Raw genomic sequence first — 23,653 nt, forward strand, 5'->3', positions numbered from 1 at the left:
GTACCTCGGGGTCTTGGCGCCGGGGAAGTGGCGTCAACACCTGAGGTCGGAAGTCGGACCCGTGATCTCACCGGACGGCCGGTGTGGTCGCGGTACCGCTCGCCCACTGTTCTTCTAGAAGATGCCCGGCAGGACCTCCTCGGAGAGATCGGCGAACGCCTGCTCCTGCTCCTGGGAGTACCTGTTCCAGTTCTCCGTGTTCCAGATCTCCACCCTGTTCATCGCCCCGATGACGACGCAGTCGCGATCCAGTCCTGCGTAATCGCGCAGCATCGGCGGGATGGTGACCCGGCCCTGCTTGTCCGGCACCTCGTTCGAGGCTCCGGCGAACAGCATCCGCAGGTAGTCCCGCGCACCCTTGTTGGTGATCGGCGCCTGCTTCAACTGCTCGGTCAGCTGGACGAACTCGCGCTCCGGCCACACGGACAGCGACCGCTCCTGTCCACGCGTGATCACCAGGCCGTCAGCCAGTTCCTCCCGGAACTTCGCCGGCAGGAACAGCCGTCCCTTGTCGTCGAGCTTGGGGAAGTGAGTTCCGAGGAACACGCTCCACCTCCCCGTTGCGGACCCTCCGACTTAGGCGAGCTGTTTCCACCACTTTAGTTCCACTGCGCTCCACCTTACTCCACTTTCCACCACCGTCAACCAACTTCCGCCCCGTTTCCCCCACGCGCCGCCTGAATCCAGGCGTGGCCCCCGCGTGCCGCGTCCTCCACTTCGCTCCACCTTGAGAACCCACCAGCCATTTCTGGGCCCGGAAAGTGGTTGGTGGGTTCTCAAGGTCGCGGCGGCGTCGTTTGCGCAGCGTGGGGTTTTGGCCACCCGTACGCTTGGAGGGACGACTTTCCGACCCACGCCGGTGAGGGCCTGTGCCGATGAACACCGAAACGCCAGGTAACAAAACTTCCGCTGCTCTAGGCCGGACCCCTACAGCGGGTGAGAATGTGTCGGCCGTCAACGAATGGGGAGGACACAGGGTGAGCACCACCGCGACCAGCTCGGCGCTGGCCGGAGCCGGGGACTTCGACGAGCTGTCAGAGGTGGCGGGCCGGGTCCGCCGGGCGATAGAGCAGGTGATCGAAGGCAAGCCCGACGTGGTCGAGGTCGCCATCACGGTCCTGCTCGCCGAGGGGCACCTGCTGATCGAGGACGTGCCCGGCGTCGGCAAGACGATGCTGGCCAAGGCGCTGGCCAAGTCGATCGACTGCAGCGTGCGCCGGATCCAGTTCACGCCTGACCTGCTGCCGTCCGACATCACCGGCGTCTCGGTCTTCAACCAGGAGATCCGTGACTTCGAGTTCAAGCCCGGCGCGGTGTTCGCGAACATCGTGGTCGGCGACGAGATCAACCGCGCCTCGCCGAAGACCCAGGCCGCGCTGCTGGAGTCGATGGAGGAGCGCCAGGTCACCGTCGACACCACGACGTACCAGCTCGAGGCGCCGTTCATGGTCATCGCGACCCAGAACCCGATCGAGATGGAAGGCACCTACCCGCTTCCCGAGGCCCAGCGCGACCGGTTCATGGCTCGTGTCTCGATGGGCTACCCGGAGCCGGCCGCCGAGCTGCGGATGCTGGACGGGCACGCGGCCGACGACCCGCTGCAGACCCTGCAGCCGGTCACCGACGGCCAGCAGATCCTGCGCCTGGTGAAGACGGTGCAGTCGGTGCACGTCTCGGAGTCGGTCAAGGAGTACGCCGTCGCCCTCGTCGGCGCGACCCGTCGCTCGCAGGAGCTGCGACTGGGAGCGAGCCCGCGGTCGACGCTGCACCTGATCCGCGCGGCCCGGGCCGCAGCGGCGCTGGACTCCCGTGAGTTCGTCCTGCCGGACGACATCCAGGAGCTCGCTGTGCCGGTGCTGGCACACCGTGTTCTTCCTGCGGCTGAGGCGCATCTCGGTGGGCGCGGTGCAGCCGACATCATCTCGGGGCTGGTGGCCACGGTGGCGCTGCCCCGCGCACGTCGGGACTGAGACATGCGGCAGGCACTGCGCGGGCTGACCACCAGAGGGCGGGCCTTCGTCGCGGCCGGCATCACCGCATCCCTGTGCGCGCTCCTGCTCGGTCAGAAGGACCTGCTGCGCGTCGGCATCCTGCTGGTCGCGCTGCCGGTCGTCGCGGCGCTCGTCGTCGGGCGGACCCGGCTGCGACTGCAGGTACGGCGCAGCCTCGCACCGGACCAGGTCCCGGTCGGCACGCAGGCGACGGTGGAGCTTGCCCTCAGCAACCAGGGCCGGATGCCGGCCGGACTGTTGCTGCTCGAGGACCGTATTCCTTATGTACTGGGGCACCGGCCCCGGTTCGTCGTCGACCGAGTCAGCCCGAACTGGCGTCGCACCGTCACCTACCCGGTGAAGAGCGACGTCCGCGGACTGTTCCAGGTCGGACCGTTGATGCTGACCGTGGCCGACCCGTTCGGCCTGGTGGAGACCAGCCGGACGTTCACCCGCAGCCAGCACCTGCTGGTCACGCCGCGGGTCTACCGGCTGCCCGAGATCCGGCTGGGTGCGGACCGGGCCGGCTCGGGTGAGAACCGGCCGCGTGCAATCGCCTCGGCCGGTGAAGAGGACGCGACAGTTCGCGAGTACCGCGACGGCGACGACCTGCGCCGCGTCCACTGGCGGTCCACCGCGCGCCGCGGCGAGCTGATGGTGCGGCGGGAGGAGCAGCCCTGGCAGAGCCGGTGCGCGATGTTCCTGGACGCGCGGACCATCTCGCACCACGGGCACGGCCCGTCGTCCAGCCTCGAGTGGGCGGTCAGCGCTGCCGCCTCGATCGGCACCGACCGGATCCGTCGCGGCTACGTCACCACGATGCTGGGCGGGCCGACCACTCTGTCGGCCATCAGCCACCGGTCGTCGACCGCCGTACACCAACCGCTCAGCGCGCAGCAGCTGCTGACGGAGTGCGCGACCGTCGAGGAGCACAAGTACGCCGAGATCGGCCCACTGCTGACCGTAGACCGGCACGCGCAGGAGCCGAGCCTGGTGATCGCGATCGTCGGCGCGCTGAACTCCGAGGACATCACCTCGCTGAACCGCTGGCGGACCAGCCAGGCGATCGGCGTCGCGCTGGTGCTTGACGCGGCCAGCTGGGCGGTCGGCGCCGAGCCGAGTGAGAAGGCGGACCGGCTGAAGGCAGCCGCGGACGCCACCGAGAACGAGCTGCGCCACAACGGCTGGCGCGTCGCCAGAGTCCACCGCGGCGACCACCTACCCACCGTGTGGTCCGGCCTAGGACTACGGAGCGGAAGGATCGCATGACCGGCCACGCGAGGATCTCTCTTGCCGCCTGGGGCGCGACCGTTCTGGGAGCGCTGGTGCTCACCCCGGTGTTCTCCGGGCCGTTCCTGTTCATCAGCGCGCTCCTGTGTGGTGCGATCACCGGTGTCGGGATCCTGCTGCAGAACCTGCGCGCCCCGCGGCTCGTCGTACCGTTCGTCCAGCTCCTGGTGCTGGTGGAGCTGATCTCGTTCTTCTTCCTGCGGGACACACTGAAGTTCGGGCTGATCCCGGTGAAGGCGACCGCGCTGGAGTTCAACCAGCAGATGGTCAACGCGATGGACTCGATCAATCGGTTCAGCGCGCCACTGCCACCGGACTCGCACCTGACGCTGTTCGCCGCCTCGGTGATCGCCGCGACCGGCCTGCTCATCCACGTCATCGCCGTACAGCTTCGCCAGGCCGCGTGGGCCGGGCTGCTGTTGCTGATCATGTACACGGTGCCGGCCGCGACCGTGCACGGCGGCCTGCCGGCGCTGCTGTTCATCCCGCCGGCGCTCGGGTACATCCTGCTGCTGTCCGCCGAAGGTCGCAGCCGGCTCAGCCGCTGGGGCCGGCGCATCTCCGGCGTGTCCCACCTGGACGCCGCCGAGCCCGTGGAAGCGTCCGCGCTCGGTCAGGCCGGCCGCCGGATCGGCCTGACCGTCGTCGCGCTGGCGGCGTTGCTGCCCGCTCTGCTGCCCGCCCTGCCCGAAGGTGTCATCGGCAACGGTCTGGCCGGCACCGGTCCCGGGACCGGTGTCGGGGCGTCGATCTCGTCGACGGACCCGATGCTGGACATGGGCCGGAACCTGAAGCGCGGCGACAACGTCGTCGCCCTCACCTACAAGGGCGGCCCGGCCGGCGGCACCTACCTGCGGCTGACCGCACTCGACTTCTTCGACGGCGACATCTGGCGGATCGCGCCCCGCCAGGAGGGCCGCAAGATCGGCAGCGAGCTGACCCCGCCGCCCGGGTACAGCGGCGACCTGAGCAAGGTCCCGCAGTCCAAGATGGAGATCGACGTCAGCCGGAGCTTCCGCTCCCAGTTCGCCCCGGTCCCCTACCCGGTGCGCTCGATCTCGCTGAAGCGGGACTGGCGCTTCGACGCCGGCACGCTCGACGTGGTCTCTTCCAACGGCCAGGTGGTCGGTGGCAAGAAGTACGACGTGACGTCGTACGACCTGCAGCCGACGTCGCAGCAGCTGCACGACGCGAGCGGCCAGGGTGAGCCGGACCAGTTCACCAGCCGGGTCCCGCGGCAGACCCCGCAGTCGGTCAAAGAGCTGACCCAGGAGATCACGAAGAGTGCCGGGAGCAACCAGTTCGAGGCCGCCGTGCTGCTGCAGAACTGGTTCCGCAGCGGTGGCGGCTTCACCTACAGCACCGACACCACCCGCGGCAGCGGGATGCGGGCGCTGCGCGACTTCCTGCTGGAGACCAAGACCGGGTACTGCGAGCAGTTCGCCACCGGGATGGCGCTGATGGCCCGGATCGCGGGCATCCCGTCCCGGGTCGGCATCGGGTTCCTGCCCGGGCAGGCCGGCGAGGACGGCGAGTACACCGTCAAGATGCACGACATGCACGCCTGGCCGGAGCTGTACTTCCAGGGCGTCGGCTGGGTCCGGTTCGAGCCGACCCCGGCCGCCCGGGTCGCGAGCACGCCGGGCTGGACCGCCCCCGCGACCCCGAACCCGGCCGGCCCGACGACGGCGCCGACCACCGCCCCGAGCACGCCGGGCGCCACCGAGGACCCGGGTCTGGAACGGCCCGACGACCGGAATCTGCCGGACGACACCGGCGTCCCGATCATTGACAGCGGCAACTGGTTCACCAACGGCGGTGGCCGGAACATCGCGATCGCCCTCGGGGTGCTTCTGCTGCTCTGCGTGCCGTGGCTGATCCGCAGCCTGACCAGGCGACAGCGGTTCGCCAGACCGCCGGGCCGGCTCGGAGCCGAGGGCTTGTGGGCCGAGATCCGGGACACATCCCGCGACCTCGGACTGGACTGGTCCGACATCGCCACACCGCGGCAGTCCGGCGAGTGGCTGGTCGGCCAATTGCCGGCTGATGTTCACCGACAGGCCATCCGGGTCGCTCGCGGCATCGAGGCCCTGCGGTACGCCGGTGACGCCGACGTGACCATGGACCTGCGCTCCGAGGCAGCCGCCGTACGCAAGGCCCTGTGGACGCAGGCCTCCCACCTGCGCCGCTGGCGAGCCCGGCTGCTGCCGCCCTCCTGGCGCTGGTACCTGAGCCGGGGCAGCACCGAGGCCTCCGACCTCCTGGACGACTTCGACCTCCTCCTGGCCCGCCTCCGCTCCCTGGCCCTACGCCGCCGCCACGCCGGCTAGCCTGCCTGGCATCCCCTCCTGACCCACAACTGCTCCCGTTCGGCGCTTTGCCTGCGCACCATCGGCCACTCAACCGCCGACCTGCAAAGCGCCGAACGGGAGCTACCCGCACCCGCCGGCAAACGCTGCGGCAGCGGCACCCACCCCCGCCGTACCCCAAACAAAAACCACACCCGCGCCACCAGGGACGCGGGTGTGGTTGTCGGCCGGTTACGCGCTCAGGAGCGCCGCACCGTCAGAGGTCTTCGTCGCGGCGGCGCCGCCAGCGGTCCTCCATCCGCTCCATGAAGCTGCCGGACGAGTCGTGTTTGGTCCGGTGCCGCTTGGTCGGCGGCGGAGGCGGCGGGATGTCGTCGGAGTCTCCGGCGTTGCTGATCCGCTTCATGCTCAGCGCAGCGATGTATAGACAGGCGACCATCATCACGAAGCCGATGACTCCGATGATGGTGTTGGGGATGATCGCACCGGTCATCAGAACAGCGATGCCCAGCACGAATCCAACGCCGGCAAGCACTGCCCGGCGCTTGTAGTACAAGCGCACATTGGTCCCTCGCATGGCGGAGACGAACTTCGGGTCTTCCGCAGCAAGGGCACGTTCGAGCTGCTCGAACTGGCGCTGCTCTTCTTCCGAGAGGGGCACCGTCGATCCCTCCATGATGAGCGCGATCTCGATAGGCCGACTCCAGTCTAGGCCGCGCTTGCCTTGCACGAAACCCTGACCGCCTGTCCAGCGCGTCACGGTCCCGCAACTGCCCACAACATCCACCCTCCAAACCCACCAAACTCCGTGTGTCGCACCATCCACCCCGCACCGGTCTATTCCACGCCGCCGAGGAGTAGTCACCGGTCCATCACCCTCCGTCGACCACCCACGACGGAGCCGCCGGGACTTCACAGCTCCCGAGGCGACCGCGGCCGGGCGGCGTTTGTGACTCACAACACAACCCGGGCGTGTCGCAGGTTGAGCGCCGTGCTCGAGCCGGCGAGCCCGGATCGGTCGGTCAGCGGGTCGCGAGGATGTGCAGCTGGGTTGCGAGCGCCCGGAAGGCCGGGTGCTGGCTGGCGGCGCGCTCGAGCTCGGCCAGCGACTCGGCCGCCCCCGGCTCGGAGTCGACGAACGCTGACGGGACGAGGTCCGCGAACGTGCGCACGCCGTGCACCGTGTGCACCATGAACCCGGCATCGGCCAGCTGCCCCGTGATCCCGGCCTCGTCGAACCGCCGCGGCATCGGATCGGTCGCACCCCAGCGCCCGTCCGGATCCTGCAACGCGATCCGCGCCTCGGCCAGGTGGCCGGCGAGTGCCCGAGCGAGGACGACAGCGTTGCGCTGGGCAACGAGCAGGCTGAGTACGCCGCCTTCCCGCAGTACCGACGCCATCGCCTGCAGCGCCTGCACCGGGTCGTCGACGACCTCGAGCACGCCATGGCACAGTACGGCGTCCGCACTCGACTCCCCCGCGAGACCGGGAAGCTCAGCCGCGTCGCCCTGCACACCACGCACCAGCGCGCTGACGCCTTCATCGCTCGCCCGCCGCTCCAGCGAGGCCAGCGCGTCCGGGCTCGGATCCACCACGGTCACCCGGTGGCCTTCGACCGCCAGCGGCACCGCGAACCCACCGGTCCCACCACCGAGGTCGACGATGTCCAACCCGGCCTCAGGATCAACCCGCGCCCGCCCCGCAAGCGCCACCCGCAGAGCCTCGGCCACCAGCGCCGTCCGCACAGACCGCCGCCGCCGATCGACCATCGTCATAACCCTCCTCGACCCATGACCCCACCCCGCCACACCCTACTTCCCCAGCACCGCCGGCCAGCGCCGCACCACCTGGCGTGATCGGCTGTGGGTCCTGTAAGCGGACGTTAAGAGCTGGTGTCTGTCGCGGTGCGGCTGGGCGCGCCATCGTCGGAGAGAAGGGGAAGAAACACCGGCCAGGGAGGGAACCCAATGACCATTCACAGCAAGTCCTTCGACGAGCCCGACGAGCGCCGTACGCCGGACAAGACCACCGTCGACGTGGTCAAGCTGCCAGGAGCCAGCGTCGCGCGGATCACGTTCCAGCCGGGCTGGCGCTGGTCCGAGTGCATCCGTCCCATCGTCGGCGGCGACACCTGCCAGGTGCGGCACGTCGGCACCCTGATCTCCGGCGAGATGGAGGTCGTCCACGACGACGGCACCAAGGCCCGCGTACTCCCAGGCATCGCCTACATCATCGAGCCCGGCCACGACGCCTGGGTCATCGGCGACCAGCCCGCCATCGCCTACGAGTTCGAGTCCCAAGCCGCCGAAACCTACGCCAAGAGCTGACCCGCCCGGTCCCGGTGAACGACGGACACCAACCACTGCCGAGGCGAATCAGCTGGGGGTTCGGGCCACGACGTAGAGGCGTTGGGTTGTTTCCTGGTGGGTCGGGAGGGGTCCTCTCAGGTACCACTCGATGTCTGTCAGGCCGGCGGACTCGATGAGCGTGACGATGGCTGCCGGGTCGTGGAGGACGAAGTCGAGGTTGACCTCGTGGCCGAAGATGTCGGTGACGTGGCGGACTTCGGAGCCGGCGTGGAGGGCCAGGACCAGCCAGCCGCCTGGGTCCAGGGGGCGGGTCAGGGCTGCGAGGGCGGCTGGGAGCTCGGCGGCGGCCAGGTGGATCAGGGAGTACCAAGCGAGGACCGCGGACCAGCCGGAGGATGTCGGGGGGCGCCCCAGCCGGCGGAGGTCGCCGAGCTCGTAGGTGTGGTCGGGGAAGCGGCCGCGGGCTTCCTCGATCATGGCGGGTGAGACGTCGATGCCGGTGGCGTCGGCGCCGTGGTCGGCGAGGTAGGCGGTGATGTGGCCGGGACCGGAGCCGACTTCCACGATCGGGCGTCCGGCGGCGTGGGCGACCACGCGGTCCAGGAGCCAGGTTTCGAAGGGCAGGACGTCCAACTCGTCGATGAGTCGATCGGCGTAGGAGGTGGCGACAGCGTCGTACGCCGAACGCACTCGAGCGTCACGTGTGTCCGCGCCCTCGGCGATCACCACGTCGCGGTCGACGGCGGGCGCGGCGGGCTGGGCGGCTTCGTCCGGCACCGGGCCGAGGAGGTGGATCCAGCGGTGGTCGTGCTGGCCGGCGCGGCGTTCGAGCTCGCGGACCAGCGGTTCGGGGCGGGCGGCCATACGCCGTAGGCAGGCTTCGACGTCGGATCGGTCGGGGAACGGGTGGAGGCGCTCGGTGCGGGTGCGGAGCTCGCCGGGCGCTTGGGCGCCCCGAAGGAGCAGGACCGTGAGAAGTGCGCGCTCGTCAGGTTCGAGGCCCAGGCGCTCGTCGAGGGTCTGGTGGTACTTGAGGGTGCGGCGGCCGGTGTCGGCCCACACGATCCGCAGGAGGCCTCTGTCCCGCAGCGAGCGCGCGGTCTGCTCGACCGTCGACTGGTCGTAGTCGACGACGGGTTCGCGGTTGCTGGTCTGGTTGCAGGCGGTACGCAACGCGTTGGCGGTGAGCGGGTACGACGCCGGCACCGTCGACTGCTTCTCCATCAGGCTTCCGAGGACCCGCTGATCCTCACCGTCGAGTACAGGAAGTTCACTCACCCTCCCGACCCTAATTCCCAGACCCCCAGAACAGTCCAGACGATTCCCCCAACCAACCGAGCCCGCAGCCCGAGAGCAATACGAGAAGCGCCAGCTCCCCAGCGCGACCAGGGCGGTTCAGCGCGACCAGCGCGGTTCAGCGCGACCAGCGCGGTTCAGCGCGACCAGCGCGGTTCAGCGCGGTTCAGCGCGGTCAGCATCGGCCGCGATCAGAGCGGTCACGATCGGCCGCGAGCTCGCGGGCATCGGGGAACCCGCAAGGTGGTCAGCCGGGTTGGTAGGTCTCGGGGTCGATGAGGGCCACGGGTTCGAAGGCGGTGCCGTTGCAGCGGGGGCAGACGGCGTCGGCGTCGGTGTCGGTGCCGCCACCGGCGCACCTGCTGCAGAGACCGTCGTGCCAGGAGTCGCCTTCGATGGAGTGGTGCGGGTTGGGGTAGTGGGTGTCGGGGAGGTAGCACTCGACGCCGGTGATGGCGTGGACGCGACCGCAGACGTCTTTGCCGACGCCCCGCCGTAGCTCACTCACAGGTTTGGTTCTCCCGAGTCCGAGTCCGAGTCCGAGTCAACAAGGTCAGGCTGTCAGGTGGTCAACAGAGCCACGCGGTCAGCTGGCCTGCATCCAAGGTTGGGTCAGGACGGACTGGGGGTCCGTGGTGGCGGTGAGGGCCGGGCTGGCGGACAGCCGGAGGCTGGTCTCGACCAGGTCGTAGAAGGTCTCCACGGCGCGGACGAGATCGTCGGCCTCGCGGGTAGTGACCGCGCGCTCCAGACCCGCTTCGGCAGCCGCGCGCTGGGATGCGCCGGCGGCGAAAAAGGTGGCCCACTCGCCGAACTCGGGCGCCACCTCGGCGAGCAGCACCCAGGCGTTGCGCTGGACCCGACGGCGAGTGCCGGAGCGGACCGGGCGGGCGCGGACGGCGAGGACCGCGGCCGCAACTCGGAGGCCTGCGACATGGGCGCTCGAGTAGCGGATCAGGTGGTCGCTCGTCTCCACAGCCTCGGCCAGCGCGGCTCGCGCGCGGGACAGTTCGCGGCTGGCCGCGCCGGCGGCTGCCGGAGATACCGGTGAGACAGTCATCGGTCCGTCACCCTTTCCAGTTGCCAGCGGCCGGAGTCCGGGTCGTGCGCGAGATCGAACAGCTCACGCCGACCGTGCCGGCCGCACCCCGCCTCTACTCGGAACACCGCACGCCGCGGCCCCCAGTCCGCATCCAGCACGCCGACGGCCGCCGGGCTCTCGGCCATCCCGGTGGTGGCGCTCCCGGCGGGAGCGAGGGCGGTGGTGCTCCCGCCGAGAGCGGACGCGGCCAGGCAGTCGGTGCGAGATCGGGGGCTCGCCGACGCCACCGCGCCGTTCAGGTGGGCAGCCGTGCCGGCTACCTCGGTCGATCGGGGGCGGGCGTCGTACGACGGGCCGAGGCCGGCGCCGATGATGCCGCGCTCCCACCAGGCGGCGGTCTCGGTCCAGCGGGCCTGGACGGAGCACACGCGCCAGAGCCGGCCACGCCAGAGGAACTGCGCCGGGGTCTCGACGCCGTCCACGACGTCCGAACGCACTTCCACGGCCTCGTCGAACTCCCACATACTCCATCGCCTCCTGTGAACGAACGCCTGCTTCCCCTGGTCGACGGCTGGTTCCGGGGCCCGGCGGACAGGCTCGAGGTGGGGGTCGAGGACCACCTCGGCGCCCGGCCCGCCGGGACCACCGGTTTCCGATGCGGCCGCAACTCCGCACCGGAGCCGTCCAGCTGTCCGGATCACCCCTGGCCGGTCTCCCGACGAAACCGGGCCGAAGGTAATCGAACATCTGTTCGAACACGAACAGCGTATCGTCGGCCGCCGACAAACGTCAACGGGCCGTAAGCCCGGCGCGCCGCCGCGCGACCGATCCGCCGTCCACACTGGAGAACACGCAGCACCGAAGACCCCGGGGACGCCGGACAGACGCCGGAAGTCACCGAAGAAGCAGGCCGAGGACGTGGAGGGAACGCCGATGCCGAGACTGACGAAGCGGTGGCGGGCAGCCGTGATCGCCGCGGCGGCGGTGGCCGTCGTGGTCACCGCGGTCGCGCTGCCGCTCTTCCAGCCGTGGCGGCTCTTCACCGACAAGGTCGTCGACGAAGCGCTGCCAGGCGCCGTTCCGATCTCCACACAGTCATCGTCGACGACGCCACCGACAGTTTCCGCAAAGCAGCCGACACAGCAACCGGCACAGCAGCCGACAGCGCCGACCGTGCTCCTGACCGGGAAGCTGATCACGCACGAGCACGAGACCGAAGGCACCGTCGCCGTACTCAGGCTGCCCGACGGCTCCCGCATCCTCCGCCTGGAGAACCTCAGCACCTCCGACGGCCCCGACCTCAAGGTCTGGCTCAGTGACGCGAAAACCGTCCCCGGCCGCGCGGGCTGGCACGTGTTCGACGACGGTGACCACCAGAGCCTGGGCAGTCTCAAGGGCAACCACGGCAACCAGAACTACGTCATCCCGAAGGCCGTCGACCTCGGCGACTTCCGCAGCGTCGCGATCTGGTGCGACCGCTTCAACGTGTCCTTCGGGGCAGCCGAGCTCAAAACGGTGTGACAGGCCGCCTAAGCTCACGAAGGTGAGCAACCATCCCAACGTGCAACGCGTGGCCGACGCGCTCCGGGCGGCCGGGGCCACCGGCGAGATCGTGATCCTCGACGAGGCGGTCCCGACCGCGGCGGCCGCGGCGGCCGAGCTCGGCTGCGAGGTCGGCGCGATCGCGAACAGCCTGATCTTCGACGGCGACGGCGCCCCGGTGCTGATCCTGACGTCCGGCGCGCACCGGGTCGACACCGCGAAGGTCGCCGCCGAGCTCGGCATCGCCAAGCTGCGCCGCGCCACCCCGGAGTTCGTCAAGGAGCACACCGGCCAGTCGATCGGCGGCGTCGCCCCGGTCGGCCACCCGCACCCGGTCCGCACCTACGTCGACACCGCCCTCGAGCAGTACGGCGTCATCTGGGCGGCCGCCGGTATCCCCCACTCGGTCTACCCGACTACGTACGCCGAGCTCCTGAAGGTCACCGCGGGCACGCCGATCACGGTGAACTGATCACCGCAGGAATCGCCGACTGCAGAAAGACCTGCGTCAGCACCGCTCGCCGTTGACGCCAGAACGGGTTCACCGCGCCCGCCGGACCGTACCGCCGGCGGGCCACATCCCGTACGACGCTCTCCGGCGCCCCCATCCCGGGCAGCAGTCCAAGCGCCGCCCGCTTCGTGATCAGGTCACCGGACGACAACGTGACGTGGGCTCGCGCGACCGTCACCAGGCCCAGATCGACCCAGATGTCGGCGTACCAAGGCTTCCGGCGCGCTGTCACGGGCAACCAGAACGACCGCAGGTCCTCACGAATGAACGCAGACAGCTCCGCATCACTGATTGCCGGTAGCAACGAGGCCGGCGGCGGCCCGTACAGCGACTTGTTGCCCATGGCTAGCTCCCGCCGCGTCACCGGAGTCACCGGCCGGTCGAAGTACCGCTCCTGAGCGAAGGTCGGATGCCGAACCGACGGATCCGCCAGGTCCGACGCGAGCATGTACGAGCAATGCAGCTTCGACGCCAGCGGCGAGGCCGCCATCAGCTGGCGATGAAGGTCGGCGACAGCCAGAGGCGGCGGCGACGAGACCACGGCCACCACGTCGAGGTCGCTCCGCCCCGGCTGGAAGTCGCCCAACGCCAGCGACCCGTGCAGCCAGATCGCCTCGACGTCAGCGATCCGGCGCACCGACGTGACGAAGCCGTCCAGCAAAGACTGGACGGCTTCGTCGATCACAACAGCAGCTTAGACAGCCGGTCGCAGGTCCACGTCGGCAGCACGGACGTAGGCCATCCGGTGGCCAAACCAGATCTGGTAGTACCGGTCGTTGCCGATCACCTGGACGTGGTCGGTCGGCGGCTCACCCGCGAAGGTGACGGCGCGGTAGTAGTCGGTCTCGATGGACGGGTCGCCCACCGGGTAGGCCTGACCGGCTCCGATCGAGTACTGCAGCGGGGTGACCACCTGGTACGGGATGCCCGCCGGGTACGCCGACTGCTCGGGGTAGGCCCGCCCGTACACCGGAACGGAAGCCTTACCCGCCTTCGGCTTCACCACGAGACCCGGCTTGGCGAACGCATCCGGGGCCGACGGCGGGCTCTTGAACCAGCCGAGCGCACCGAGGTACCAGACCGCCACCCAGTCCCCCTGCCGCTGAGCCACGACGTACTGCGAGCCGGCGGCCGCCCGTGCCCCGATGTCGGACACCACAGTCGTGCTGTCCGAGCCGTCCGGGCGCAGACCGATGTCCTTGACCAGCGGAGCCGCGTCGTCGGGCGCCTGCCGCAGGTAGACGAAGTTGGTGCCCTGCGGCGTGCACGTGGTGCCCGCACCGGTGCAGTTGGTCAGCACCTGCACGTTGTCGTCGAACCCGGGCTTGATGGTGACGATCGAGCCCGCCTTCACCGGGAACACGGAGTTGCCCCAGATCGGAGCGCCGAGCAGGTCGAAGTAGTGCTCCCAGTCCCAGTACGGTCCCGGGTCCCAGTGCATGCCGCGGACCGTGCTCGGGATCGTCCCCGGGATCTGGTCGTGGCCGATGATGTGCGCCCGGTCGAGCGGGATGTTGTGCTTGGCGGCCAGGTAGCGCACCAGCTTGGCCGAGTTGCGGTAGAGCGACTCGGTGTACCAGGTCGCGCCCTGGGCCGCGAAGCCCTCGTGCTCGATGCCGATGCTGTGCATGTTCACGTACCAGTTGCCGGCGTGCCAGGCGACGTCGTCGGCCTTCACGTGCTGCCAGGTGTGGCCGTCGGACGAGCGCATCGTGTACTGCCAGCTCACGTACGTCGGGTCCTGCACCAGGTTGAGCGTGCCCTGCCAGCCGCCCTCGGTGTCGTGAACGATGATGTAGTCGATCTTGCCGGTCTTGGGCCGGTCCGCCAGGTCGTGGTTGCCGTAGTCGCCACCACCCAGGTCCTGGTACGGCGCCGGCAGCCACTCGCAGCCCAGCGAGTCCGGGCACTCCACACCGGCGGTCGAAGCCTGCACACCGGCCGGCAGCGCCAGCTTGTTCACCTGGGTCTTGTCCGGTGTGACGGCCAGGGCAGGCATCACGACCTGCTGCCCGGTGTTCGTCGTACGGGCGGCGCCGCGCGCCATGATCGCGTAGACGTCGTCGGCGAAGGCCGATGCGGTCGCACGGTCCGAGGCCTCCGCGTACGAGGCCACCGCGCCGTACCACTGGGCTGCCGACGTGTCGGAGCCCACTGGCAGACCGAGGTTCCGCTGGTACGACGCAAGCAGTGCAGCGCCACCCTCGATGTTCGCGGCGGTCTCATTGCGCAAGGCAACCGGGTCGAGCCCGGTCAGCTCGGACGCCTTGTAGAGGGTCCGCAGTGACTCGGCCTTCGCGACCTTGCGCTTGCCGGAGAGGTCCACGACCGCAGTGGGGTCGACAGCGGTCAGGTGCATCGGCCCGTAGCCGCCGTCGGTGCTCGACGCACCCTGATGGTCGTCCCAGCGCGTCTCGGCGTACGACACAGCCAGCAGCACGGACTCCGGTACGCCGTACTTCGCAGCCGCCGCGCTGTAGGGAGAGGCAGCGGGATCTGGTGTCGACGCGGATGCGGGTGGACCGCCTGACGACACGCCGGTCACGGTGATGGCCAGCGCTACCGCAGCCAATGCGGCGAGAATCTTCGGACGACGACGCATGTTGTTCTCCTGAACCGACGGCGGGGATGCCGGTCACACAGACTGGCAGCCTGATCACTGTGAGTCGAGGCGACCCGGAAGTCAACGGTTAACCAAAACTCGCCACAAAAGGTTCAATACTGACAGCAGCAGTGGCGACAGAGGGTTACGGGAGCAGGACGATGGAAGCGTTGCCGTTGGCGTTCACGACCGGCTGGGCGAGTGGGATCAACGCCTACGCCTGCGTGCTGATCCTCGGTCTGCTCGGCCGCTTCGCCGGCGCCGAGGACGTGCCGGAGGCACTGACCACCAACGGCGTGCTGATCGCGGCCGGCGCGTTGTTCGCGTTCGAGTTCATCGCGGACAAGATCCCGTACATCGACTCGGCCTGGGACGCGATCTCGACAGTGATCCGGCCCACTGTCGGCGCGATCATCGCCGCGCTGCTGTCCGGTGAGGCGAGCACGCTGGAGCAGGCCGCGATCGCGACCGCCGGCGGCCTGGTCGCGCTGCTCTCGCACGCGGTCAAGTCGAGTCTGCGGCTCGCGATCAACACCTCCCCCGAGCCGGTCACCAACATCGCGGCGTCGTCCGGTGAGGACGTCGCGGTCGCCGGTGTGGTGACGCTCGCCGCCTTCCACCCGGAGGCCGCCCTAATCATCGCCGGCATCCTGCTGCTGCTCGGCCTGATCGGCGTGTACGTCGCCTTCCGGTTCATCAGACGGGGTTGGGCCAGGTTCAGGGCCTGGCGGGAGAAACGCGGTGCCCCGGTGACTGGGAGCAGTGCGCTCTGATGGCACGGGTGATAGTCATCGGGGCCGGCCTTGCCGGTCTCGCCAGTGCAGTCCGCCTGGCCAAGCTGGGTCACCAGGTCACCATCTGCGAGCGTGACGAGCGTCTCGGCGGAGTGCTGGGCCGGATCCAGGCAGACGGCTTCAGCTGGGACGCAGGCGCAGCCAGTACGACGCTCCCGGCCGCGCTGCGCGACCTGTTCCGCAAGAGTGGCCGTCCGATCGAGAGCCTGATCCAGCTCGAGCCTGTGACCGAGCCGCGACGGCACATGTTCGGGGACGGCTCGGTGCTCGACCTGCCGATCGCCGACCGCGGTGAGCAGTTCCAGGCCTGGACGGACCTGGCCGGCGAGAGGGCGGCCCAGCAGTGGACCGCACTGGTCGACGGCTACAGCGAGACCTGGCAGGTACTGCGCAAGACGTCGCTGGAGCCGCCGCTCAAGGACAAGCTGCCCCTGGGAGCGGTCAGAACACTCAAGCCGTGGCAGTCGCTGGAGCGGGTCGCACAGCGCCAACTGGACGACGAGAGAGCTCGGGCGGTCCTGCGGCACTTCGCAGCACAGGGTGGATCGGACGCGAAGCTCACTCCGGGATACGTCGGCGTCTGGTCGTACCTGGAGCGCACGTTCGGCCGCTGGACGATCGATGGCGGTTTCGGCACCCTCGCGGATGCGCTGGCGCAACGCGCGAGTGAACGGAAGGTAGACGTCCGGACCGGTGCCGAGGTTGTGGCAGTGACCACATCGGACGGCAGTGTGACCGGCGTACGGCTCGCTGACGGGACTGAGCTTGCTGGGGAGATCGTGGTGAGCGACATCGACCCACGGGAGCTCTACGGGCAACTGGTGGACGACCCGGCGGCCAAGAAGGTGCGCAAGAAGGTGCAGTCGACCCACCAGGCGCAGGCCGCGTACGTCGTACACCTGGGTCTGCGGCAGCCGGTGCCGAGCCTGCCGTTCGAGACCGTGCTGCACGGTACGCCGACAGTCGTCGTACGGACGGGTGGACAGGCGCCGGCCGGGCATCGGGCGTGGTCAGTGCTGGTGCACGGCTACCCGACGGACGACGTACTGGACCTCCTGGTGGCCCGTGGCCTGCACATCCGGGACAAGGTGGTGTCACGGCAGACATCGCCGTCCTGGTGGGCCGGTGTGGCGTGGGAGGGCTACCGCACGGCCCGTCGGCGGGCTGCCAACGTGTCGCCGGTCAAGGGCCTGTACTGCGTCGGCGCGGGAGCCCACCCGGGGTCCGGCGTACCGGCCACCACGCTGGGTGCGGCCATCGTGGCCGACGCGGTCGGGAAAGCCTGAGACCGGGTTGGGTTCCGGTCCAAGGGCGCACGTAGGATTGATTGTTCATGTGTGTCATGTCGGGATGGGTGCCCGGCAGTAGAGAGGACCTCGGTGGATCAATCCCCCACGTCGGCCGATCACGAGAACGTCGAGCGGGCTGAGCTGGCGGCTGAGCAGCTACACGTCGACCGGGTGTACGAGCGGGTCGCGGAGGCGGCCAGGTCGGCGTCCCGGATCGCGGTCGAAGGCCACCAGCGCGGGCAGGCGCAGAACGTCGGCCGGGTCCGCGAGGAGGAGCAGACCGGTCTGTACGAGCGGGACGTGCTGGTGTTCGCGGCGGCCCGCCGGATCGCCGAGCTGGACGCCGAGCACGAGGGGCTCGTCTTCGGCCGGCTCGACTCCGACCACGGCGACGACCAGCCCGCCGCCGGCGCCGCGACGGATCTCGAGAAGCTGTACGTCGGCCGGATCGGCGTCCGCGACGCGGAGTACGAGCCGCTGGTGATCGACTGGCGCGCCCCGGCCGCCGAGCCGTTCTACCGGGCCACGTCGACCGACCGGCTCAAGGTCGTCCGCCGCCGCGTGCTGCGGAACAAGGGCCCGCGGATCATCGGTCTCGAGGACGACCTGCTGGCGCCGGAGCGGGCGCCCGAGGACCTGCCGGTGATGGGTGAGGGCGCGCTGATGGCGTCGCTGTCGCGGGCCCGCGGTCACACGATGCGGGACATCGTCGCCACCATCCAGGCCGAGCAGGACAAGGCGATCCGGGCTCCTGCCCGTGGTGTCACCGTGATCGGTGGTGGACCGGGCACCGGCAAGACCGTGGTCGCTCTGCACCGCGCGGCGTACCTGCTCTACAGCGACCGCAGGCGGTTCGAGCGTGGCGGCGTACTGGTCGTGGGGCCGTCTGCTGCGTTCATGGCGTACATCGAGCGCGTGCTGCCGAGTCTTGGTGAGAACACCGTGTCGCTGCGCGCTGTCGGCGAGCTGGTGGACGGCGTCAAGGCCACTGCGGTCGACGAGGCCGATGCGGCCGCCATCAAGGGCTCGCTGCGAATGCGCGGCGTGCTGTCGCGCGCTGCTCGCGACCGCGTGCCCACTGCGCCCACGACGATGCGTGTCTTCGTCGGCGGGGCAACGATCGAGCTGGACGCCAACCAACTGGACAACGTGCGGCGGAACGCGCTGCGCCGGACGCCTCGCAACAGGGCCGCTGCCGAAGCCCGCAAGGGCCTGGTCGCTGCGCTGTGGCAGCGGTTCCCCGACGACCTGCGCAACGGCGTGTACGGCGACCGGGAGGCGTTCGGCGACCAGGTCACCGAGACGCCGGCGTTCCGGACGTTCTTCGGCCAGTGGTGGCCGGTGCTGACGCCGGAGTCGGTCCTGCGCTGGCTCGGTGACCCGAGACGGTTGCAGCGCTGGGCTCGCAACGACCTGTCCCCTGTCGAGGTCGACACACTCGCTGCCGCCATTCGCGGCACGGACGAGTTCACCATCGCCGACGTGGCGCTGCTGGACGAGCTGGGCACGCTGCTGGGACGCGCACCGGTCGCCGAGGTCAAGGACGAGGAGTTCGACTGGCTCGAGGGCCTGTCGGACGGCGTCAACGAGGTGCTGACCACGTCGGAACGCCGGGCACGGGCTGTTGCTGCCCGCGAGGCGGAGGAGCCGGAGGAGTATGCGCACGTCCTGGTCGACGAAGCGCAGGACCTCTCCCCCATGCAGTGGCGGATGGTGACCCGCCGCGGCCCGCAGGCGAGCTGGACGATCGTCGGCGACCCGGCGCAGAGCTCGTGGCCGGACCCGGACGAGGCCCGTGCGGCGATGGACTCGATGCTGTCGCACCTGCAGCGGCATTCGTTCCGGCTGTCCACCAACTACCGGAACTCGGCCGAGATCTACGCATTCGCCGGTGAGGTGATCCGGCAGAGCCTGCCCGATGCGGACCTGCCCGACGCAGTACGTCGTACCGGAGTGGAGCCCGAGCACCGGATCGTTGACCACGGCAAGCTTGCCGAGGCCGCCGGCGACGCGGCGGTCGAGCTGCTCCAGCTGGTCGAGGGCACGGTCGGCGTGATCGTGCCGCCGAAGCTGCGACCGGCCGTCGACCCCGTGCTCGCCGAGCTGGGCGACCCACGCGTCGTTGCCGTAAGCCCCTTGGAGTCAAAGGGCCTCGAGTACGACGCAGTGGTCGTCGTCGAACCGGACCGCATCGTCAGCGACACCCTGGGCGGCGTACGCGCGCTGTACGTCGTGCTGACCAGAGCGACTCAACGCCTGGTGACGATCAACAGCACGACGAACTGGTTGCCTTAGCCGCGCGGTACGACGTACGAGACCAGGTCGGCGTCGTTCTCGGAGAGGTCTGACCAGTGGCAGGTCAGGTGCAGGACGGCCAGGCCGCTGGTCGGGTACTTCTGGGTGAGCTGGACGCGCTCGGGGCTGGTGCCGTCGAGGGCGAGCTCGTCGGCCAGCCACGGTACGCCGGGAGCGTGGCCGACCAGGATCACCGTGCGCGCCTCGGTCGGGGCCTCGCGGATGACGTCGAGCAGCTCGTCGGAGTCGGCGTCATAGATCCGCCGGTCGTACCAGATGTCGGCTGCGGTCGCGCCGGCCTCGGCGGCGTACTGCCAGGTCTCCCGGGTGCGCTGCGAGGGCGAGCACAGCACCAGGTCCGCTTCGATGCCTTGGGCAACGAGGTAGCGGCCGGCCGCGCGGGCGTCGGCCCGGCCGCGGTCGGCCAGCGGGCGCTCCGGGTCCGGCATCGATTCGTGCGGGACCGCCTTCGAGTGCCGGAGCAGCACGAGCGTGCGGTCGATCAGCAGGTCCGACGGGTCAGCCATCCGCACAGGATACGGCGGGAGGCCGGGTTCAGGACACGACCGACGAGCGGAGGTTCAGGAACACCTGCCGGGTCGCCGTGGACCGGTTCAGCGTGATGAAGTGAATCCCCGGCGCACCGCCCCCGAGCAGCTGCTCGCACAGCTCGGTGGCGATCTCGATACCGACCTCGCGGACCGCGGACGGCTCGTCCTCGACCGCGAGCAACCGGTCGGTGACGGCCTTCGGCAACGCCATGCCGGTCAGCTCCGCCATCCGCTGGATCTGCTTGATGTTGGTGACCGGCATGATGCCCGGCAGCACCGGGATGTCGCAGCCCAGCGCGGACGCCCGCTCGACCAGCCGGAAGTAGTCGTCCGCGCCGAAGAACATCTGGGTGATCGCGTAGTCCGCGCCCGCGGCGGCCTTGGCCGCCAGCACCTGCGCGTCCGCCTCCAGCGACTGGGCCTCCGGATGTTTGTCCGGGAAGGCAGCCACCCCGACGCAGAAGTCGCCCAGCGACCGGATCAGCTCGACCAGCTCGATCGCATGGTTCATGCCCTCCGGGTGCGCGACCCAGGGCTGGTTCGGACCGCCCGGCGGGTCGCCGCGCAGGGCGAGCATGTTCCGGACGCCCGCGCCGGCGTAGGCGCCGATCACCGAGCGCAACTCGTCGCGGGAGTGGGCGACACAGGTGAGGTGGCCGAGCGGAGTCAGCGACGTGTCCTGCGCGACTCGCTCGGTGACCCGGATGGTGCCGTCCCGGGTGGTCCCGCCCGCGCCGTACGTGATCGAGACGAAGGTCGGCCGGAGCTGCTCGATCTCGCGGATCGACCGCCACAGCACCTCTTCGGCCTCGGGCGTCTTCGGTGGGAAGAACTCGAAGGAGAACGAACGGTGTCCGGTCGCGAGCAGGTCACGGATCGTCGGCGTACCGCCGGGCAGCGTCGAAGGGAGACCGTTCGCCATGCCGACAGGTTACCCGCGGTGTCCACCACGCCGCTGCCACCGACTACGCTCCGAGACGTGTATGGCGATGTGGACATCCCGGCCGAGGTACAGCGCGCGCTGACCGGTTTCCTCGACCTGCAGCAGCAGCGGCTGGTGGCGATCGGGCCGGAGCTGACCGAGCAGGTGCAGGCCGCGCGGGGCGCGACCAGCGGCGGCAAGCGGCTGCGGCCGGCCTTCTGCTACTGGGGTTTCCGGGCCGCAGGCGGCGATCTGACGCAGCCGATCCTGACCGCGGCGGCCAGCCTGGAGATGCTGCACGTCAGCGCCCTGGTGCACGACGACGTGATGGACTCCTCCGACGTACGGCGAGGCGCGCCGGCGGCCCACCGTCGCTTCGAGGCCCTGCAGCGGGCCCGGTCCGAGGCGTCCGGGCTCGGAGGCGACCCGGAGCGCTTCGGCGTCGGGGCAGCCATCCTGCTCGGCGACCTGTGCCTGATCTGGGCCGACGAGATGCTGCACACGTCCGGCTTCGACGCGGCCGCACTGGCCCGGGCGTCGAAGTTCTTCGATGCCGTGCGGGTCGAGGTGACCGCCGGGCAGTACCTGGACCTGGTCGCGCAGGCGAGTGGCGTGTCCGACATGGACCAGGCGCTGCGGGTGCTGCGGTACAAGTCCGCGACGTACACGGTCGAGCGGCCGTTGCACATCGGCGCGGCGCTGGCCGGCGGCGACCGGCGGTTGATCGAGGCCCTGTCGGCGTACGGGCTGCCCGTGGGCGAGGCGTTCCAGCTGCGCGACGACCTGCTCGGGGTGTTCGGCGATCCGGCGCTGACCGGCAAGCCGGCCGGTGACGACCTCCGTGAGGGCAAGCGGACCGTGCTTGTGGCCTACGCGGTCGACCACGCGTCGGAGGTGCAGCTGGCCGAGTTCGACCGGCTCTTCGGGCGGCCGGACCTGGACGACGACGAGATCCAGCTGCTGCGCGAGATCCTGCAGGACTCGCGCGCGGTGCAGGCCTGCGAGGACCTGATCACCGAGCGGACCGAGGACGCCCTGGACGCGCTCGACCGCGCTCCGCTGGCCGACGACACCGCCCGCAAGGCACTCGCCGACCTGGCGATCGCCGCCACCTCCCGCGTCCTCTAAGGCGTCGTCATCAGGTTGATCAGGCGGAGCAGCTCGGCGGTGGGGGCCAGGTCGCCGAGGATGATCACCTTGAGTACGGCGCGATCCTCGTCGTACACAGTCTCGACCCGGAGCCTGCCGATCCCGCTCTGATTGAGCGAACCCATCACGTGGGTGGTGATCCGGTCCGCCTCCGCGCGGTCGATCGCGTCGATGTGCACGATGCTCGACGCCTCGACGTGCCGGGACTGCTCGTCGGCCTCGAGCGCGGCGGCGCTGGTGCCGGTGAACGCCTCGAGGTCCTCGCGGGCTATCCGGTACTGCTTCCCGATCCGGACGGCCTTCAGCCGGCCGTCGCGCACGTAGTTCCGGATCGTCCGGACGTGCAGGCCGAGCCGGCTCGCGACCTGCTCGACCGAGTACAGCTCCTGTGGCATCCGCGTCCCTGTCGTCGTGGGACTCCAGGCTACGGCAGTTTCCTTAGAATTCCCTATAATTCGTCAGATGGGGATGTTTGAGGTACTTTGATTGCATGATCTGGAAGTCGGCAGTCGGCCGGAGCGCTCTGCATGAGCGCTACCGCGAGCTGCTGGCGACCTGGCCGGTGCCGAGCGAGCAACAGGTCGTGCCGACCAGGCAGGGCGAGACGTTCGTGGTGAGCTGCGGGCCGGTCGACGCCCCGCCGCTGGTCCTGCTGCACGGCTCGGCCAGTACGACGCTGGAGTGGATCGGCGATGTGGTCGCATGGTCCGAGCACTTCCGCCTCCACGCCGTCGACCTGATCGGTGAGCCGGGCCTGAGCGCGGACGCGCGTCCCCCGCTGGACGCTCACGTCGACTGGCTGGACGACGTACTCGAAGGTCTGGGTATGTCGGAGCCGGTGTCGATGGTCGCGTCCTCCCTGGGTGGCTGGTTCGCGCTCGACTACGCGATCCGGCGGCAGGTGGCGAAGCTGGCGCTGCTGACCCCTAGCGGGATCGGGCGGCAGAAGTCGCTGATCTACCTGCCTGCGCTGTTCCTGCTGCCCTGGGGACGGTGGGGAATCGTGCAGACGATGCGACTCGTCGCGGGCCCGTTGCCGTCAGGAGAACCAACGGAGTACGGCGACTTCGCCCTGCTGATCCATGAGCACTTCCGGCCGCGCCGGGTGTCGCTGCCGATCTTCACCGACGAGCAACTGGAGAAGCTCGACCTCCTCGTCATCGTCGGAGGGAGGGACCGGATGCTCGACTCCCACGAGACCGAACGGCGGTTGCCGGAGGCGACCGTCTTGTTGCCGGAGGCCGGACACGTGCTGCCGGCCCAGACCGAGAGGGTGCTGACGTGGTTGAGGAGCTAGGCGGCGTGCGGGTGTTCGTGGCGGACACCGGCGTGGCGGACGAGGGCGACGCCGTACAGCTGATCGCGACCGCGCACTACGAGCACCAGGCGGAGTGGGTTGCGCTGCCGGCGGCGGAGCTGGGCGACGAGTTCTTCGAGCTGCGGACCGGACGGGCCGGGGCGATCGTGCAGAAGTTCGTGAACTACCGGATGGGCCTGGTCGTGGTCGGGGACATCTCGGACAAGCTCGCCGCGAGCAAGCCGCTGCGCGACTGGGTGCGGGAGAGCAACCGCGGCCGGTCCCTGTGGTTCGTCGGCGAGCTGTCCGAGCTCGCGGAGCGCTTGCTGCCTACAGGACCGGCTGGGCGCTGAGCAGGTCCGGGGGCTCCCCGGCGCCGGAGGCCTGCGCAGGGACGACAGATCGATCGCCCCGGGACGGGAGAAGTTCGACTGACTCACGACTGCCCTCGCATTCCGTTCACG

Annotated in this window: 24 protein-coding genes; 12 read left to right on the forward strand and 12 right to left on the reverse strand. The window is 69.8% G+C overall.

Annotated features, from left to right (window positions below; translation table 11 throughout):
• Positions 1 to 114 precede the first annotated feature (114 nt).
• Positions 115 to 546, reverse strand: coding sequence for a division/cell wall cluster transcriptional repressor MraZ (mraZ, locus tag AB0H36_RS26030; protein WP_360528505.1), 432 nt, complete (start codon positions 544 to 546; stop codon positions 115 to 117).
• Positions 547 to 977: 431 nt separating this feature from the next.
• Here mraZ and AB0H36_RS26035 point away from each other — a divergent pair, with 431 nt between their 5' ends.
• From AB0H36_RS26035 to AB0H36_RS26045, 3 genes are read left to right on the forward strand one after another with little or no spacing between them, the layout of a single operon-like run.
• Complete coding sequence (locus AB0H36_RS26035) at positions 978 to 1,970, forward strand: MoxR family ATPase (RefSeq protein ID WP_360528508.1); 993 nt, start codon at positions 978 to 980, stop codon at positions 1,968 to 1,970.
• Positions 1,971 to 1,973: 3 nt separating this feature from the next.
• A complete protein-coding gene (locus AB0H36_RS26040) occupies positions 1,974 to 3,260 on the forward strand; it encodes a DUF58 domain-containing protein (protein ID WP_360528511.1) in 1,287 nt (428 codons plus the stop codon).
• Positions 3,257 to 5,611 (forward strand): DUF3488 and transglutaminase-like domain-containing protein, encoded by a 2,355-nt coding sequence (locus AB0H36_RS26045; protein ID WP_360528514.1) that lies wholly within the window; start codon positions 3,257 to 3,259, stop codon positions 5,609 to 5,611. Before AB0H36_RS26040 ends, AB0H36_RS26045 begins: the two co-directional genes overlap by 4 nt.
• 235 nt (positions 5,612 to 5,846) lie before the next feature.
• Here AB0H36_RS26045 and AB0H36_RS26050 read toward each other — a convergent pair whose 3' ends face one another.
• Both AB0H36_RS26050 and AB0H36_RS26055 read right to left on the reverse strand, forming a co-directional pair.
• Positions 5,847 to 6,377, reverse strand: coding sequence for a DUF3040 domain-containing protein (locus AB0H36_RS26050; protein WP_360528517.1), 531 nt, complete (start codon positions 6,375 to 6,377; stop codon positions 5,847 to 5,849).
• A 235-nt stretch (positions 6,378 to 6,612) separates the two neighbouring features.
• Complete coding sequence (locus tag AB0H36_RS26055) at positions 6,613 to 7,365, reverse strand: methyltransferase domain-containing protein (protein WP_360528520.1); 753 nt, start codon at positions 7,363 to 7,365, stop codon at positions 6,613 to 6,615.
• A gap of 192 nt (positions 7,366 to 7,557) precedes the next feature.
• Here AB0H36_RS26055 and AB0H36_RS26060 point away from each other — a divergent pair, with 192 nt between their 5' ends.
• The gene (locus AB0H36_RS26060) at positions 7,558 to 7,917 is read left to right on the forward strand and encodes a cupin domain-containing protein (protein WP_360528523.1); all 360 of its coding nucleotides are present in this window, start codon (positions 7,558 to 7,560) and stop codon (positions 7,915 to 7,917) included.
• A gap of 48 nt (positions 7,918 to 7,965) precedes the next feature.
• Here AB0H36_RS26060 and AB0H36_RS26065 read toward each other — a convergent pair whose 3' ends face one another.
• The 4 genes from AB0H36_RS26065 to AB0H36_RS26080 all read right to left on the reverse strand — a co-directional run bounded on the left by AB0H36_RS26065 (position 7,966) and on the right by AB0H36_RS26080 (position 10,761).
• Complete coding sequence (locus AB0H36_RS26065) at positions 7,966 to 9,177, reverse strand: DUF480 domain-containing protein (RefSeq protein ID WP_360528526.1); 1,212 nt, start codon at positions 9,175 to 9,177, stop codon at positions 7,966 to 7,968.
• A gap of 265 nt (positions 9,178 to 9,442) precedes the next feature.
• A complete protein-coding gene (locus tag AB0H36_RS26070) occupies positions 9,443 to 9,703 on the reverse strand; it encodes a hypothetical protein (RefSeq protein WP_360528529.1) in 261 nt (86 codons plus the stop codon).
• A gap of 78 nt (positions 9,704 to 9,781) precedes the next feature.
• Positions 9,782 to 10,255, reverse strand: coding sequence for an SAV_6107 family HEPN domain-containing protein (locus tag AB0H36_RS26075; protein ID WP_360528532.1), 474 nt, complete (start codon positions 10,253 to 10,255; stop codon positions 9,782 to 9,784).
• A complete protein-coding gene (locus tag AB0H36_RS26080) occupies positions 10,252 to 10,761 on the reverse strand; it encodes a DUF6504 family protein (RefSeq protein ID WP_360528535.1) in 510 nt (169 codons plus the stop codon). The genes AB0H36_RS26075 and AB0H36_RS26080 overlap by 4 nt, the downstream gene beginning before the upstream one ends.
• A gap of 409 nt (positions 10,762 to 11,170) precedes the next feature.
• Between AB0H36_RS26080 and AB0H36_RS26085 the strand changes: the two genes are divergently transcribed.
• The gene (locus AB0H36_RS26085; RefSeq protein WP_360528538.1) at positions 11,171 to 11,758 is read left to right on the forward strand and encodes a DM13 domain-containing protein; all 588 of its coding nucleotides are present in this window, start codon (positions 11,171 to 11,173) and stop codon (positions 11,756 to 11,758) included.
• Between the two features lie 22 nt (positions 11,759 to 11,780).
• Positions 11,781 to 12,251, forward strand: a complete 471-nt coding sequence (locus tag AB0H36_RS26090; RefSeq protein ID WP_360528541.1) for a YbaK/EbsC family protein — start codon at positions 11,781 to 11,783, stop codon at positions 12,249 to 12,251.
• On the opposite strand, the gene AB0H36_RS26095 is transcribed toward AB0H36_RS26090, so the two are convergent.
• Both AB0H36_RS26095 and AB0H36_RS26100 read right to left on the reverse strand, forming a co-directional pair.
• Positions 12,238 to 12,975 (reverse strand): nucleotidyltransferase domain-containing protein, encoded by a 738-nt coding sequence (locus AB0H36_RS26095; protein WP_360528544.1) that lies wholly within the window; start codon positions 12,973 to 12,975, stop codon positions 12,238 to 12,240. The genes AB0H36_RS26090 and AB0H36_RS26095 overlap by 14 nt on opposite strands.
• A 9-nt stretch (positions 12,976 to 12,984) precedes the next feature.
• Positions 12,985 to 14,892 (reverse strand): peptidoglycan recognition family protein, encoded by a 1,908-nt coding sequence (locus AB0H36_RS26100; RefSeq protein WP_360528547.1) that lies wholly within the window; start codon positions 14,890 to 14,892, stop codon positions 12,985 to 12,987.
• Positions 14,893 to 15,053: 161 nt separating this feature from the next.
• Between AB0H36_RS26100 and AB0H36_RS26105 the strand changes: the two genes are divergently transcribed.
• The 3 genes from AB0H36_RS26105 (at position 15,054) to AB0H36_RS26115 (ending at position 19,270) form a co-directional block, all read left to right on the forward strand.
• Positions 15,054 to 15,665, forward strand: coding sequence for a DUF4126 domain-containing protein (locus AB0H36_RS26105; protein ID WP_360528550.1), 612 nt, complete (start codon positions 15,054 to 15,056; stop codon positions 15,663 to 15,665).
• A complete protein-coding gene (locus AB0H36_RS26110) occupies positions 15,665 to 16,972 on the forward strand; it encodes an NAD(P)/FAD-dependent oxidoreductase (RefSeq protein WP_360528552.1) in 1,308 nt (435 codons plus the stop codon). Before AB0H36_RS26105 ends, AB0H36_RS26110 begins: the two co-directional genes overlap by 1 nt.
• 93 nt (positions 16,973 to 17,065) lie before the next feature.
• Positions 17,066 to 19,270, forward strand: a complete 2,205-nt coding sequence (locus AB0H36_RS26115; RefSeq protein WP_360528555.1) for a UvrD-helicase domain-containing protein — start codon at positions 17,066 to 17,068, stop codon at positions 19,268 to 19,270.
• Here the strand turns inward: AB0H36_RS26115 and AB0H36_RS26120 are convergent.
• Both AB0H36_RS26120 and metF read right to left on the reverse strand, forming a co-directional pair.
• A complete protein-coding gene (locus AB0H36_RS26120; protein WP_360528558.1) occupies positions 19,267 to 19,797 on the reverse strand; it encodes a histidine phosphatase family protein in 531 nt (176 codons plus the stop codon). The genes AB0H36_RS26115 and AB0H36_RS26120 overlap by 4 nt on opposite strands.
• A gap of 28 nt (positions 19,798 to 19,825) precedes the next feature.
• Positions 19,826 to 20,743 (reverse strand): methylenetetrahydrofolate reductase [NAD(P)H], encoded by a 918-nt coding sequence (metF, locus tag AB0H36_RS26125; protein ID WP_360528561.1) that lies wholly within the window; start codon positions 20,741 to 20,743, stop codon positions 19,826 to 19,828.
• Between the two features lie 57 nt (positions 20,744 to 20,800).
• Here metF and AB0H36_RS26130 point away from each other — a divergent pair, with 57 nt between their 5' ends.
• Positions 20,801 to 21,871: a polyprenyl synthetase family protein gene (locus AB0H36_RS26130; protein WP_360528564.1), complete on the forward strand. Its 1,071-nt coding sequence runs from the start codon at positions 20,801 to 20,803 to the stop codon at positions 21,869 to 21,871.
• Here the strand turns inward: AB0H36_RS26130 and AB0H36_RS26135 are convergent.
• Entirely contained in the window at positions 21,868 to 22,287 is a 420-nt protein-coding gene (locus tag AB0H36_RS26135) for a helix-turn-helix domain-containing protein (RefSeq protein WP_360528567.1), read from the reverse strand. The genes AB0H36_RS26130 and AB0H36_RS26135 overlap by 4 nt on opposite strands.
• 95 nt (positions 22,288 to 22,382) lie before the next feature.
• Here AB0H36_RS26135 and AB0H36_RS26140 point away from each other — a divergent pair, with 95 nt between their 5' ends.
• Together AB0H36_RS26140 and AB0H36_RS26145 are read left to right on the forward strand one after the other, a co-directional pair.
• Complete coding sequence (locus AB0H36_RS26140) at positions 22,383 to 23,189, forward strand: alpha/beta fold hydrolase (RefSeq protein ID WP_360528571.1); 807 nt, start codon at positions 22,383 to 22,385, stop codon at positions 23,187 to 23,189.
• Positions 23,174 to 23,542, forward strand: a complete 369-nt coding sequence (locus AB0H36_RS26145) for a DUF4180 domain-containing protein (protein ID WP_360528574.1) — start codon at positions 23,174 to 23,176, stop codon at positions 23,540 to 23,542. The genes AB0H36_RS26140 and AB0H36_RS26145 overlap by 16 nt, the downstream gene beginning before the upstream one ends.
• Positions 23,543 to 23,653 lie beyond the last annotated feature (111 nt).

The sequence above is a fragment of the Kribbella sp. NPDC050820 genome (assembly GCF_040653975.1).
In the GTDB taxonomy this organism is placed as follows: domain Bacteria; phylum Actinomycetota; class Actinomycetes; order Propionibacteriales; family Kribbellaceae; genus Kribbella.

Bases quoted from the DNA above. Each gene is read 5' to 3' on its own strand.
- AB0H36_RS26100 (WP_360528547.1), bottom strand. From the start codon at position 14,892: ATGCGTCGTCGTCCGAAGATTCTCGCCGCATTGGCTGCGGTAGCGCTG.
- AB0H36_RS26075 (WP_360528532.1), bottom strand. From the start codon at position 10,255: ATGACTGTCTCACCGGTATCTCCGGCAGCCGCCGGCGCGGCCAGCCGC.
- AB0H36_RS26060 (WP_360528523.1), top strand. From the start codon at position 7,558: ATGACCATTCACAGCAAGTCCTTCGACGAGCCCGACGAGCGCCGTACG.
- AB0H36_RS26105 (WP_360528550.1), top strand. From the start codon at position 15,054: ATGGAAGCGTTGCCGTTGGCGTTCACGACCGGCTGGGCGAGTGGGATC.
- AB0H36_RS26055 (WP_360528520.1), bottom strand. From the start codon at position 7,365: ATGACGATGGTCGATCGGCGGCGGCGGTCTGTGCGGACGGCGCTGGTG.
- AB0H36_RS26040 (WP_360528511.1), top strand. From the start codon at position 1,974: ATGCGGCAGGCACTGCGCGGGCTGACCACCAGAGGGCGGGCCTTCGTC.
- metF (WP_360528561.1), bottom strand. From the start codon at position 20,743: ATGGCGAACGGTCTCCCTTCGACGCTGCCCGGCGGTACGCCGACGATC.
- AB0H36_RS26085 (WP_360528538.1), top strand. From the start codon at position 11,171: ATGCCGAGACTGACGAAGCGGTGGCGGGCAGCCGTGATCGCCGCGGCG.
- AB0H36_RS26045 (WP_360528514.1), top strand. From the start codon at position 3,257: ATGACCGGCCACGCGAGGATCTCTCTTGCCGCCTGGGGCGCGACCGTT.
- AB0H36_RS26110 (WP_360528552.1), top strand. From the start codon at position 15,665: ATGGCACGGGTGATAGTCATCGGGGCCGGCCTTGCCGGTCTCGCCAGT.
- AB0H36_RS26120 (WP_360528558.1), bottom strand. From the start codon at position 19,797: ATGGCTGACCCGTCGGACCTGCTGATCGACCGCACGCTCGTGCTGCTC.
- AB0H36_RS26135 (WP_360528567.1), bottom strand. From the start codon at position 22,287: ATGCCACAGGAGCTGTACTCGGTCGAGCAGGTCGCGAGCCGGCTCGGC.
- AB0H36_RS26140 (WP_360528571.1), top strand. From the start codon at position 22,383: ATGATCTGGAAGTCGGCAGTCGGCCGGAGCGCTCTGCATGAGCGCTAC.
- AB0H36_RS26080 (WP_360528535.1), bottom strand. From the start codon at position 10,761: ATGTGGGAGTTCGACGAGGCCGTGGAAGTGCGTTCGGACGTCGTGGAC.